General features: G+C 50.8%; 15 protein-coding genes. All 15 read right to left on the reverse strand.

Annotation, left to right across the window (positions count from 1 at the left end; translation table 11 throughout):
• Positions 1-152 (reverse strand): type II toxin-antitoxin system HicB family antitoxin (locus H8705_RS04155; protein ID WP_262394230.1); only part of this gene is annotated, 152 nt, incomplete at its 3' end.
• Positions 153-486: 334 nt separating this feature from the next.
• Positions 487-909 carry a hypothetical protein gene (locus tag H8705_RS04160; RefSeq protein ID WP_262394606.1) on the reverse strand — a complete coding sequence of 141 codons (423 nt, stop codon included), beginning with the start codon at positions 907-909 and terminating at the stop codon, positions 487-489.
• A complete protein-coding gene (locus H8705_RS04165) occupies positions 906-2,426 on the reverse strand; it encodes a Y-family DNA polymerase (RefSeq protein ID WP_262394607.1) in 1,521 nt (506 codons plus the stop codon). The genes H8705_RS04160 and H8705_RS04165 overlap by 4 nt, the downstream gene beginning before the upstream one ends.
• A gap of 144 nt (positions 2,427-2,570) precedes the next feature.
• Positions 2,571-3,317 (reverse strand): metallophosphoesterase family protein, encoded by a 747-nt coding sequence (locus H8705_RS04170; protein ID WP_262394608.1) that lies wholly within the window; start codon positions 3,315-3,317, stop codon positions 2,571-2,573.
• Positions 3,314-4,963, reverse strand: a complete 1,650-nt coding sequence (locus H8705_RS04175; protein WP_262394609.1) for a recombinase family protein — start codon at positions 4,961-4,963, stop codon at positions 3,314-3,316. Before H8705_RS04175 ends, H8705_RS04170 begins: the two co-directional genes overlap by 4 nt.
• Positions 4,964-4,978: 15 nt before the next feature.
• Complete coding sequence (locus H8705_RS04180; protein ID WP_262394610.1) at positions 4,979-5,803, reverse strand: recombinase family protein; 825 nt, start codon at positions 5,801-5,803, stop codon at positions 4,979-4,981.
• Positions 5,804-7,393, reverse strand: coding sequence for a recombinase family protein (locus tag H8705_RS04185; protein WP_262394611.1), 1,590 nt, complete (start codon positions 7,391-7,393; stop codon positions 5,804-5,806).
• Positions 7,394-7,515: 122 nt separating this feature from the next.
• Positions 7,516-7,671: a hypothetical protein gene (locus H8705_RS04190; RefSeq protein ID WP_253100729.1), complete on the reverse strand. Its 156-nt coding sequence runs from the start codon at positions 7,669-7,671 to the stop codon at positions 7,516-7,518.
• Between the two features lie 111 nt (positions 7,672-7,782).
• A complete protein-coding gene (locus H8705_RS04195) occupies positions 7,783-8,163 on the reverse strand; it encodes a type II toxin-antitoxin system PemK/MazF family toxin (protein WP_262394612.1) in 381 nt (126 codons plus the stop codon).
• A 704-nt stretch (positions 8,164-8,867) separates the two neighbouring features.
• Complete coding sequence (locus H8705_RS04200; RefSeq protein ID WP_253100735.1) at positions 8,868-9,290, reverse strand: sigma-70 family RNA polymerase sigma factor; 423 nt, start codon at positions 9,288-9,290, stop codon at positions 8,868-8,870.
• Positions 9,291-9,611: 321 nt separating this feature from the next.
• The gene (locus H8705_RS04205; RefSeq protein ID WP_193536902.1) at positions 9,612-10,148 is read right to left on the reverse strand and encodes a hypothetical protein; all 537 of its coding nucleotides are present in this window, start codon (positions 10,146-10,148) and stop codon (positions 9,612-9,614) included.
• Between the two features lie 107 nt (positions 10,149-10,255).
• Positions 10,256-10,813: an ImmA/IrrE family metallo-endopeptidase gene (locus H8705_RS04210; protein ID WP_449355433.1), complete on the reverse strand. Its 558-nt coding sequence runs from the start codon at positions 10,811-10,813 to the stop codon at positions 10,256-10,258.
• A 69-nt stretch (positions 10,814-10,882) separates the two neighbouring features.
• Positions 10,883-11,242 (reverse strand): helix-turn-helix domain-containing protein, encoded by a 360-nt coding sequence (locus H8705_RS04215; RefSeq protein WP_193536904.1) that lies wholly within the window; start codon positions 11,240-11,242, stop codon positions 10,883-10,885.
• A 144-nt stretch (positions 11,243-11,386) separates the two neighbouring features.
• The gene (locus tag H8705_RS04220; RefSeq protein ID WP_392392067.1) at positions 11,387-12,343 is read right to left on the reverse strand and encodes a helix-turn-helix transcriptional regulator; all 957 of its coding nucleotides are present in this window, start codon (positions 12,341-12,343) and stop codon (positions 11,387-11,389) included.
• A gap of 56 nt (positions 12,344-12,399) precedes the next feature.
• Positions 12,400-13,278: a DUF4261 domain-containing protein gene (locus H8705_RS04225; protein WP_262394614.1), complete on the reverse strand. Its 879-nt coding sequence runs from the start codon at positions 13,276-13,278 to the stop codon at positions 12,400-12,402.
• Between the last annotated feature and the right edge of the window lie 13 nt (positions 13,279-13,291).

Here is a 13,291-nt window from a genome sequence, read left to right on the forward strand (position 1 = left end):
GCGTCACATAACCACATGGACATTGCGTCTCTAGCCATTTGGATTGCATCTGGCAAATTTTTTCCAAACGTTACACATCCTGGAAGATCAGGAACTACCACGTTATAATCTGTACCCTCTGGTGTAAAGATTACTGGATATACATATTTCATGACATACACCTCTCTAGTTTAGGATATTTCTTGCCGTTCCGATGGGGATATCGCCTTTATACCTATAGAAGATAATTTAATAAGTGGGTTAAAAAGTGGGTTATTAAAAAATAAAAATCCGCATAAACGAACTGTTTATGCGGATTTAGCATGCAAAGGACGGTTAAAATCGATATTTTTGTTTTTGGTGTAAAAGGGTCCACAGCTTATAAAACAGGACCAAGCTACTGGATGCCAGTTTCCTGTGCAGGGTTGATATTTAGTTCAGGCAAATCTTTCAGGCATCATACTTTATCGCTCTCAATTAAATATGAGACTACATCAACATATTGTTTCAAAAAAGACCTTCGAAATATGCGCTTTCCAGCCCGATGATATGGCTGATCGGTATGTTTGATCCGTCTTTCAAAAGCAGCATACACGCGGATTCATCAAACCTTTTCAGCCGTCCAGTAGTCGTAATATATTGGCCGCCATCCTTTTTCTCATCCGGCTGGAACCATGTCACCATGATCTCCGGGTGTTCATTGATATGCCCCAATAGGATGCGCTGCTTTTGATCGAGCACAGCCTTATCATCATCGCTCAACTCGATTTGCTGGTCCGTCAGCCGTGCTGTTTCGGCAAGTGCAGCACTATGGCCGGAGAGAGCGGCAAAGGGTGAAAATTGTGCCGCACGGTTTGAGAGGGACATCCTCGGATGTCTGGCCGAAGTGGGATGCGGCAGCTGGATGATATCATCGTATGGTCCGCTCATGCCTGGTGCCCTCCAATCGTCTGGTTTCGCTCTCTGGCGGTTGCCCCATCCTCCAGGTTCATACCTTTGAGGATGGCATTCTTTCCGAACTTCTTTTTGATCCTAAGCATGGTCTTCTGAATCTTCCGCTCCCGAGCGTGCTCAGCCTCATACTCCGCCTGTTGCTCCTCCCTCGCCACATAGTCGGTGAAAAGATCCAGCTGCTCGGTCTCGTCCTGCTTGGGCGCTTCATCTTCACGAAGCAGGCGATTGGCACTGATGCTGAGACGGCGGATCAGCAGAGTCCTATCCACGATTCGGTCATAGAGAGTAGTGACGGCTTCCAGCAGGTCGTTTGCCGAAGAGGTATAGGAGAAGTTCTCCGTCCCCACTGCATGCTTGGGGATCTTTCGTCCGTAGCAATCCGTGGTGACCGCTCCGGTATAAGCCGCGGTGCCCTGTGTGAATACCAGATTTTCAATATCATAGCCTACGGTCAGCACCAGCTGATTGGTGACCAGCCCCTTGTCCACCAGATCCAACGCCAGTGCATCCGCCATCTCCCGGACAACCAGTCGCGCCTTGTCAAAGGAATAGGGGCACTGGAGTACCTGGCCGGAAACAATGCTCTTATTTTCGGGCTTATATGCCTTCACATCCGCTATGGTACAGGGTTCCCAGCCCCAGGCATGATCAATGAGCAGCTCTGCGTTGACTCCAAAGAGCCGATAGAGCAGCTCCTCATTGTGATAGTCTGTCGGTTTCCCGATGGAGCAACGGGCAATATCACCCATGGTGTATAGGCCATGGGCTTCCAGCTTGGTGGCATAGCCTCTGCCAATCCTCCAAAAATCCGCAAGCGGACGATGGGTCCAGAGCAGTTGCCGATATGTCATCTCGTTAAGTTTGGCGATCCGTACCCCATCCTTGTCTGGATGGACATGCTTTGCCACAATATCCATGGCGATTTTAGCCAAATAGAGGTTGGGACCCATTCCAGCGGCAGCAGTGATCCCGGTGGTTTTTAAGATATCCAGAATAATTGTTCGTGCTAAATCCCTGGCAGTCATCTTGTAGGTATCCAAATAGTTGGTGACATCCATGAACACCTCATCGATGGAATACGGGAAAATATCCTCGGGCGCCAGATATTTCAGATACACACCATATATCTTGGTACTCCAGTCAATATAATGTGCCATCCGGGGCGGAGCGACAATATAGTCCAACGCCAGGGATGGATCGTTCTGTACCTCCGGATCGTTCCAGGACGAGCCGGTCAGCTGCCGGTCGGGGGCTGCCTGCCTGCGTCTGGCATTGACTTCCGCCACCTTCTGTACCACCTCAAAGAGCCGTGCCCGTCCCGAGATACCATAGGCTTTCAAGGATGGAGTGACCGCCAGGCAGATGGTCTTTTCCGTGCGGCGAAGATCTGCCACCACAAGATTGGTGGTCATTGGGTCCAATCCTCGCTCTACACACTCCACGCTTGCGTAAAAACTTTTCAGATCGCAGCAGATGTAGGTCCGTTCCTTCATACCTGGCTCACTTCCTTTCTCCGTATAGTCTTTCCTGCTTGTGCAAGGTTATTGTACCACATAAGAGATTTTCAGTCCATTTTGAATCTGGGAGTCTCCACTCAAAGCCAACAGCGGATGGTCATATACCACCCGCTGTTGATTTTAAAGCTCTAATCCGGAGATTTGCTCCCACTGGAGAATGTATCTATTATCGATGATCCGATTGTCGTGGTAGTGTCCGAAGAACCAGTATATAAACTGGCACCGCTGATTGACCATGTCCAGAAAATTGGTGAGTTGATCACTTCCATAGGAGGGGTCGATTTTCCGCACGATACTGCTGGGGCCGCAGTGGGTTAGGATGCAGTCTACTTTCCAATTCATTCGGTCCAAACTGCTCAGTGCGTCTGCGTATTCTTGACTGTTGGGCATTTCTTCCGCCCACCAGCTCACGCCCTTGACTCGGAACATGGCCCGCATTCGGCGCAGCAGCCAATACCGCTGTTCAAAGTCAGGCTCTTTGGGATCGAGGATGCCATCCCGAATATCGTGGGAGGACGCCCCGCCCATCGTGAACCAAGTGAGGCCACCGAAGGTGAATACCTGCCCCCGCATCAGATGGAGGATATTCTCCCTCACCTCGTGTACCCGGCCTCCATGCCATTCTTTTTCCGGCAGGGCATTCAGTAGGTCGAAATTCTCGTGGTTTCCATCCACAAACAGGGTGGTGAAGGGTTTGCCGGACAGCCAGTCCAGCCAATACCAGTCTTTTGGGCCTCCGTCCCACAGCCCTCCGAAATCGCCAGTGATGATGACATAGTCCTCGCGGCTCATGTGCTTTTGCGGCGGAAAATATTTGTTTCCGAACCTCTGGAATCCACCGTGGGTATCGCCAGTGATATAAATCATGCGGTCTGCCTCCTTTGCATGGCCTGGGTGATCTCCGTTCCGTCCTTGAAGCAGATGAGCAGGCTGTCCTTATCCAGCACCTTGATGTTGCTGACCAGCTGTCTGACCGTAAGTTCATCAAAGTCTGTGAGTGCGCCGCAACTTTGTTCCAGTTCCGCATCCAGTTCCGCCAGCCTTTCTTCGAAGGCTGCCGCGCCACGCTGTTCCTTTTCCAGCTCCGCTTTTTTTGCCATGAGTTTGGTCTTGGCCATGTTGACCTGTCGGAGCTCCTCATCGTAGTCGGTACAGTCGGCGCCGGCGCTGACGATCAGTTGGAACAGCTCCAGCTGGCGCTCCTGCAGGTTTCGGATCTGAAGCTCCACAGCGGGCAGGCTCAGTGTCTGTTCTTCTCCCGCCAGAACAGCCGAAATACTGGCTTTCACCGCATTTCTGGCTGCCTGCGTCCGGAATAATTCATTCATGGCGGAGATAACAGCGTCATGGATGTCTCCCTCATCCAGGGTAGGGGAATGTTTGCAGATCTTCCTGCCATGCTCCAAGCGGTTCTGACACCGCCAGACCACCCGCTTGACCCCTTTCTGGGTCCAGATCACCCGGCGGTAAGGGCTTCCGCATTCCCCGCAGACCAGCAGCTCGCTGAGTACATACTTTCCGCAGTATTTCCCCAGCTGCGTCTTGGCTTTGGAGGATGTTTTCTTGAGACTGGACCGGCGGGCCAGTTCCTCCTGCACCTTTTGGAAGGTTTCCCGGTCAATGATGGCCGGATGGCAGTCATGGACATAGTATTTGGGCAGTTCTCCGTTGTTGATCCGCTTTTCTCTGGTGAACAGGTCCGCGATGTAGGTTTTCTGGAGGAGGGCGTCACCGATGTATTTTTCATTGCAGAGCATCTTCTGGATCACGCTGTCATGCCATACCGTTTTTCCGGTCGCTGTTTTGATCCCGTCCGCCATCAGATCTGTGGTGATCTGCCGGACGCTGTGTCCCAGCAGAAACCGGGAGAAGATGCGCCGCACAACGGCCGCCTGTTCCGGGTCGATCTCCGGCTGGCCATCCGCTCCCCAGCGGTAGCCGAGGAAGTTTTTGCAGTGGTAGTAGACCTTGCCATCCTTGAAGTTTTTCCGGTGCCCCCACTTCACATTGCCGCTGAGGGATTCACTTTCCGCCTGGGCCTGGCTCATCATGAAGGTGAGGATCATCTCGTTATCCATGAAGAGGGTGTTCACATTCTCTTTCTCGAAGTAAACTCCCACGCCATGCCGTTTCAGGCGGCGGACATAGTTCAGGCCATCCAGAGTGTTGCGGCAGAACCGGGATACCGATTTGGTGATGACAAGATCAATTTTGCCACGCTCGCAGTCCCGGATCATTTGGAGAAAATCCTTTCGCTTCTTGGCCGATGTGCCGGTAATGCCCTCATCGGCGTAGAGGCGAACCATCGTCCAATCCGGATTGGCATCGATTTTTTCCGTATAGTATTCGATTTGGGCCTCGTAACTGGAGAGTTGCTCCTCCTTATCGGTCGATACCCGGCAGTAAGGCGCGACCCGCAGGTGCTTTTTTCGGAGATCCCGTTCCGCCATCTGAGGGTCAGCCGGGATCATGGTGACCAGTTTAGGGGTCGGGGCGGTTTGCTGTATGTTCATGAGGCACACTCCTTTTTATCGGTTTGGATATAAGCTGATCTCTCCGCCTTTGCCGATGGATACCTGGGCGATTACCGCCCCGAAAAGCTCCCACAGAGCTTCTTCATCCTCCGGATTCCGTTCCAGCTTTTGCCGAAGCAGCGCCAGCCTATGGGATGGTGTGGGGTCGCTCAGGCCGGCATAGCGCTCGGCAGCAGCGGCCATGATCAGTGTTTTCATATATTCTGCATTGATATCTGCCCTGTTAAAGCAGAGAGCCAGTTCATTCTCAATGCGGAGGGCATCCGTTGAAGCTGGGGCAGCTTGGGGTAGTTGGAAGCGCTCGGGGGATTTTGCCAGCTCTTTGAGTTTCTGAATCATCAGCTCCAGAATGACACTGTCATCAAGATATATGCTGCAACCACACTCCGGATTTTTACACCGCCAGCATGGGCGGCCATGGGATTTGGTATCCCGTGCCATCTTTTCCCCGCAGAGGGCGCAGACCGCTTTGTCACGTATGGGGAGGATCTCGCTTGGGCAGGGGGCATAGGTATTCTGTTCTCCCCGCCGCAGGCGGACGGCGAGGAATTCCTCGTCTGCTATCAGCCGAGGATATCCATCCAGCCCCAGATACCGCTCGTTCTCCAAGATCCGTTTGACCATGTGTTTATTCCACTGGGCAGTATGTTGATGGTAGCGCACACCTTGCTGGGCCATCTCGTCAGCGATTTGGTTGTAGGAACTGCCCAGCAGGTAGTGGGAGAAGATATACCTTACAGACTCTGCTTCCTCTGGGTGACAGGTGATTCTGCCATTCTGAATCTGGTACCCAAATGGTGTTTTTCTTTGCCACGCCATTTACCGCACCATCCTTTCTATGCTTTCCGACAGCTCCAGCCCATTCAGTAGGCGGAATTTTAACCGTGTCGGGCAGATAATAGTGATCCGCTCAATCAGTTCTCTGAACAGATCCGAGGTGACCTCATCCAGCCATTCTGGACTGTCTGTCAGATACTCCAGCATTCGCTCCGTTTCCTGGATCTGCCGGTCTTCACCGGCAGTCTCCAGAAGACGGCGACGGAGCTTTCTAAGCTCTCGCAGCTTGTGTTCGATCTCGTCCATCTGAGATAAATAGAGAGCAGAATCTACATATCCTTTCGACTTCAGCCGGACAAGGACGAGATTCTGCTCTGAGATACGGGCTATTTCATTGTCAATATCGCTGATTTTACGGTTGGAGCGTAGCTCCCGCTCCCGCAGTTCCTGAAGTTGGGTGAGGACGGGCCGAAGGACGGTTTCCTGTCCCAGCTTCAGCTTGTGATAGAGCCGCAGGATCGCCGCAGTGATTTCCAACTCGGGAATCTGAGAAATGGGGCAGTCTGCCTTGTCACTATCATGACGGCGGCAGACCCAGTATGTTTTCCCACCCGTGACCTTCTTGCGGCAGAGAGAGCCACATTCCCCACAGTAAATGCGCTTACTATAGAGGGTTTCCCGTCGCTGTGGGACAGTCCCTCGAAATTGCCCATTTCGGAAGGACATCAGCTTCTGTACACGCTGGAAATCCTCGCTACTTACAATGGCCGGGTGACTGTGCTCCACAAAATAACGAGGCTTTTGGCCGCGGTTTCGAACCTGCTGGAATGGTATCGTATCTGTGGCATAGCTCTTTTGCCAAATCATATTCCCGGTATACGAGATGTTTGTCAGAATGTAGGCCACCGTACTGGGATACCACTTTTCGCGGTTCCGCCCCCGATCCACTCCAAGCTGGTTCAGTTCTTTGGCGATGTCATCCTTTCCTTGGCCGCTCAAATAGGCCGAGAATATGCGGCGGACCACCTCGGCTTCCTCCGGCACGATCTCCAGATCCCTTCCAGCCAGCCGGTATCCATAGGGAACGGAGGGTGGGACGAACAGCCCATTTTCCATCCGCATACGGACGCTGAACCGCATATTACTGGAGTGGCTGGTGGATTCCATCTGGGCAAACGCTCCATAGATCTGGGCGATCTGTTCCGAGGTCATCTTCCCGGTATCGATGTTCTCCTTTTCAAAGTGGATGGAGATGCCCAGCCGGAGCAGTTCCCGCACAAACTGGATGTATTCCTGTGTGTTGCGGGCGAAGCGTGAAATGGACTTGCAGAGAACCCGGTCAATTTTTCCTTCCCGGCAGTCGGCCATCATCCGGTTAAACTCATCCCGGTTTCTGGCTTCCAACCCGGAGATGCCCTCGTCGGCGTAGATGTCCACCATCTCCCATTCCTCTTTTCCCGCGATGTGCTTAGAATAGAAGTCGACTTGGGCGATGTAGGAGTTTACCTGATCTTCAGAGTCACTGCTGACTCTGGCGTAGGCCGCTACCCTCAGCTTTGCTTTTTCAGGGGCTCGTGGATCGATCACGGTGACCCGCGGAGTATTTGTAGCGGTTATGTTTGTTGCGGTCATATCTTTTTTGACCTCCTTTCAGCAACACACACTACCACAGCCCTTCCGCAATAGCTATTACCAACACCAACGAAAAAGGAGCAGGAAAACTGGGTAATAAGCTATTCTCGTACAGAGCCTATTCATGCGAACAACAGCGTGGGGCGGAGTTTTCGTTCCAGCTCGGTGCGGGACTTCTCTGCCTCCTCCATGGTCAGCAGGCCCTTTTCGGTGAGCTGCCCCAGCAGCTTCAGTGCAGAAAGAAATACAAGGTTATCTCGAAGTTCTGTCTTGGTCATAAAACACCCTCCTGTTATGGGGTGCCGTTCACCGGAGCCGATGAACGGCCCCGGTAGTCTATCGTTTGGTCTATCTTCATGGGTATAAGTTGTCCAGAATACCGGGCAAACTCAAACTGTGTTATAGCTTGACAGAAGTCCAACACTGACCTCCAGTGCATGGTCGATCTTAAGCATTTGCGCTTTCCCCAATGAACCGACCTTATCCATCAGTCTGCTCTTGTCAAGTGTGCGAAGCTGCTCCAGCAGAATAATGGAATCGCGGTAGAGTCCAGGCACCGAACTATTCAGGCTTACATGAGTCGGGAGCCTGGGTTTGTGCCTCTGGCCGGTGATGGCGGCTACAATCACAGTGGGGCTGTGCCGGTTGCCAACATTGTTCTGCAAAATGAGCACTGGACGGATACCGCCTTGCTCAGACCCAATCACCGGCCGCAGGTCAGCATAGTAAATATCGCCGCGGCTGATCTCCTGACTGCAATATGTTTTCACGGGATACACCTCCTCAACATCTTTGGCTTAATACCACAAACATAGGGACCGCCTCTACATCTCCCGTATCTGGTCGGAACGGCTGCACACACGGCATATTCCTGTCAATAATGGGTTTTGGACAGAAGCGATCCCCATGGCTTCTGATATTAAGACTTTACATTTGTGTTGTCTTTCTGATGCGCTCGTATTCGACACTACTTCCCCAAGCGCAGAACCAGCGAATACAATGCTGGCTCATAGGGCGATTAGTCTGAACCACGGCTGGCTTCACCGTGTCATGGGAATCTCACCCCCGGCAGGATCTCTGTCGGCCGCCCTCCTTGCGTGATCCCCATTTGGGTGGGGGCTGGGACTGGACGGAAGTATCATTGTCCCTGACGGAATCATTGCGATACAGCTTGCCATCGGCTGTTTTATGAACGGATGGACCCGCTTGGCACCTTATTTGGCCGTCGTTGATAGGTGCTTTTGCAGTCGAGCTTTCGAACTCTTTTTCAGTAAACATTTTCTTCGAGTCGATCCGCAGCACCTACAGGTGGTCTTGGCGCATCCTCCAAAGTCGCTTGCCCCTGGTCAAGGGGCCCCGGCAGGAAAGTATTCAGACAATCGGATATTCAGTTTTCAAGGAGCGCGGGGGGGGCAGATAAATTGACCCCCTCACTACTAAGCCGAGTTCGTGAGAGGGTTGAGAACCAAATTTTTTATTTTGCTTTCATCATGCTCCTGAGTTTATCTAATACCTTCTGACGGCGCTTGTTGACACCCTTCTGAGAAATGCCAATCTGCTTCGCATATTCCCGCTCTGTCAGGCATTCAAAATATAGCGCCTGTATCAACTCCCTATCCTGGGCAGGAAGCATGGCAAGTTGATAATGCAGTTCTTCGCACAGAATACTGCAAATGGCGGAATCCTCAACTCGTTCAGCGTTCCTATCAGGGAGCACCTCCTCGCCCAGCAGCTCATCTGTGTCCAGATCGCTATATAAAACCTTGCCGTTGCGCGTATCCTTCTCGTCCAGGGTGCGAGTGTGGCGTTCGATGCTGTAATATGCGTGATACACTTCTTTGCTGACGTCCACCAAGATTCCATCTACCCGAATCCTGTATTTTCTTTCTTCTGCCATGTGGCAAACCTCCGTAGCTTCAAGATTTTGATTGGAAAATCAAAACCTTGGGGCTACGGGTACCTGGCAATGTACGCCTCCCAGCGCATGCCGGCCCTCCTAATGCCGGGCAGAAAAAAATCCGGGGGCGTTATAACGCCCTCCAGCTCATTCCTGCCGCCATATTTGCGGCAGGAATGAAAAAGGACCCGGTCACCGCGGAAAGCGGTGTCGAGTCCTTATGTTAAGTATTCAAATTTTAGAGCATACCTGCCACTGTAGCCAGTATAGCAGGTTCAAAATCGGAAGGGAGTAGGGATTCCGTCGGGGATGTATCGGGCTTTAGTCGGGATAAAGTCGGGGCACCCCATCCATCAATTCAGGGATAACATAGCCAAACAGACAGATAGAAAACAGATAAATCGCCTCCTTTTTTCGGTCATAAAACACGCTGCGCTCCATATTCAACTCATCCAGAAGCTCTTTTTCAGTACTGTTGAAACGGTAAATGAATTGCTTGCTGAGGATCTCATAGTACAACTCTCCTCGATCTGGATACCGCTTCAGGCGTAGTAATGCACGATTGATTACATCTACCAGCATTTGGCTTTGGATAACGCAGCAGACCTTCTCCTCAAAATCCTGCAAATCTATATCTGGAGCAAAGTTCTCCAGATAGCATAGTCCGGTACTCAGGTCCTGATCGCCCAATTCCCAGGCATACTCCTGGAGCTCTTGGGCTCTCTCACTCAACACCCAGACAACATCCCGATAAATTTTGAGAATCAACTTGCTCTTATGAAAAGCCACCGTGCTGTCCAGACCAAGTGATGAAAGTCTGCTGTGGCATTTGCGGATCGTTGCACTCTCTTTCCTCATGGTTTCCTCCTTCCTTGTTCGCTGGCCAGCGAACATTTTGGGCATAAAAACTTACAAGGGGCAGATATAGGGTCCTGGTGAGGACCCTATATCCAAGGCACCCTTATTTACATTAAATTGTGCGACTGCAAGCGAATTTGCATAGCTTGTTTGGAAACCTCAAATATCTGAGCCATCTCTGCAACTATTTGCTCCATAGTTCTTCCGGAGCGGAGACGATAAAAACACTTTTTGATTTGCGGAAGCGGCATCAGAAGGGCTGTGGCCAACGCATCCGCTTGTCTCTCTATCATTCCATCGCTCTCGTCAGTAGAGCACTGTCCATTGTATGCTGCAATATTCCCAGTCCCAGAATACAGATTCTTATGTAGCACCCAGTGGGCCAGCTCATGGGCACATGTGAAGCGAAGTCGCCCGATACTGCGAGTTTCACAAAGGCGTTCATCAATCAGAATCGTTCCTTTTCTGACAGCAATGATTTTATACGACCGTTCATCCATATCATATAGGATGACGGGGCCGTCATCAAAGATGGTTTCTCCCAATACAGCACCATTTTTGCGGAGAATGTGATACTCCAGAATCAGGTCGAACTTTACTTCGATGATAGCTTCGATAGGGATCGGTCTCGGTTCACCACTCAGAAGCGAGCTGTCATATTCCATCAGGATTTTGCGTGCAATAGCTTCAACTGTCTCCAAGCGAATTCGCGGAACTGACACCGTAGGCCCCCCTTATCGCGGTCGATTTTTCATTTGCTCAATGAATGCCTGCCATTCCTCGTCGGTGGCATTCACATCTTTAGAAACACGAAGTGCTGCACGAACGATATCCTTTTGCATGATATACTCTGGTAGATCGGCAGAAATCCTATTCCGAGACTTTGCAGCTAAGTCAAGCAGCCTTTCATGATCGGTTTTGCTGAGATCCAGATAGCGAGATATCCGTTCTACAAAATCACCTTCTGGTGCGGGACGACGGCTCTGCTCAACATCACTGAGATACCCACATGCAATACCAAGATGCTTTGCGGTTTCTCGCAGCGTTAGCCTAAGTTCTTTACGCTTTGCAGAGATAAACGCTCCAAAAGTCATGGTGACTTGCCTCCTGTTATTGAGGGTGTTCGCTGTGCAGCGAACTCTTAATTTCATTATAGTCAGAACAGGTGTTCTATTCAATGGCAAAAAAAAGAGTTCCCCGCAAGGTGTTAAAATTCTTTAACACCTTGCGGGGGGTTCTCATATAAATGTACGAGCGATATCCTGCATTTTATCTACACAGGATTGGGGTGACAAAATTCGTATTTTTCCCATAAACTTAAATACCCACCCATAAAAGGTTCCGCTGGGTTTGACTTCAATTATCACTGTAAAGTGGGTATCATCATATGGAGATATCTCGATGTCTTCACCATAATGGTCAATGATGACCCGCATCAGCTCATTGGAACAGAGAAGTTTGACCTGCTCTGCATGCTCTGCCGCAAACATATCAACCATTTTGTTCGTATAGGCGGCTACATCAAAATCAGGCATTGGCTGGAACTTGGAATCCAACGGCTCCACGCTGGTCAGACGATCCACACGAAAATGGGCAATTCCCTTATGCTTATGAGAGTATCCAATCAAATAATAATGGTCGTTCTTCCACTCCAAAGCATAGGGGTCCAGAATATAGCGATATCCATCGTGTTTCAGGATTATCTTTTTCTCTGGCGTGTACTCATAGTATTGGAAACTGATTTGGTGTTGATCCAAGATAGCAGTCTGAATGCTATCAATGATGTAATAGACCTTTTCGTTATGCGGCTTCACACGGCTGGAGAGGCTGGCCAACCTTTGGAGCTGTTCCGCCTGTTGGATGCTGGTCAACTGTCCCAGCTTTTGAATTAGTGCCTGAGATTTTTTCGCAGAAATCACCTTGGAGGATGCCACGGCATCTACAAGCATCTTCAACTCAGGATATTCAAAAATTCGGCTGCCAATGAAATATCTGTTTTGTGTGCTTTTGATTTGGACGATATCAATTCCTGCGGCGTCCAGCGCCTCCAAGTCAGTATAGACAGTTTGACGCACAGATGGAATCCCTTTGCTTTTGAGGTACTCTATCATCTCAGATACTGTAACCGTATGTGCTTCATCGGTTTGCTGATAAAGAAACCGCAGCAGCTCAATGATACGGATATTACTCTGCATTGTGATCACCTCCTAAATAGAGTTTTGTGCTCTCAAAATTATGCTCCTGCTGTTTCTCAGCGGCCTCCAGATGCATATTTTCCCATGTTGATGTCCAGCACTCCTCTGGGTGGCTGGATCAGAGCATCCTCATATTGGCACTTCCACTGGATTTCCCTGCTCATCTGACCATTCTCTACGCCGTCTATCGTTTCTCCATCCTGAATGGGGTTGTCATTGGCCAGAATATAGGACGCCACATTGTAGGCGTGGTTTACCACCCAGTTGGGGTCCATATCGTGGAAGTGGTACTGGAGATCCGGCAGAAACAGGGTGCCCATGCCCACCGTGTCAATGAGCATATCCTCAGTGCCCTCAATGTTGAAGAATCGGACATTGACGCCAAAGCGGATGAACCGATCCGGGCCCTCAATCTGATGGGAGCGCACATCCTCTGCCAGAAACAGCTTGCCGCAGTTCTGGAAATAGAATGCTTCGCATGAGGGGTACAGCTCCGCCAGAGCCTCCAAGAAGTTGGCGTCCAGGTTGGCCCGCTCCAGCGCCGGAAGCGCCGCAGCCAGCATATCGGTGGCCACCACCTGATACCGGCACTCCCGGAAAATCCGCTCTCGGTCTTCCTGGCAGTCCCACATCTGGCTCAGCAAAAAGGCATCAAAACCTTTGCCCTTGAACTTGTCGCATTTCATCACCATCAGCTGCACCGGGCATTTGCCGTCCTGAAATTCCGCGATATGATCCAGGGCGGCAAAGCCGGCCATTTTCTTATCATAACAGATGCACTCTGCTGATCCGATGTGTTTCCCCATTACGGCAGTCATTTTATCTTTGTCCGGCATGTCCACCGGCTCTTTGAACAGCATCTGAATGAGATAGGGGCCGCCGGGCTGGGGGCCCTTTTTGTCATCCAGGTTCTGCTGGAATACTTTATCGCTCATTTGGTCTCCACCT

Source organism: Youxingia wuxianensis, from assembly GCF_014385085.1.
Taxonomy (GTDB): Bacteria; Bacillota; Clostridia; order Oscillospirales; family Ruminococcaceae; genus Youxingia; species Youxingia wuxianensis.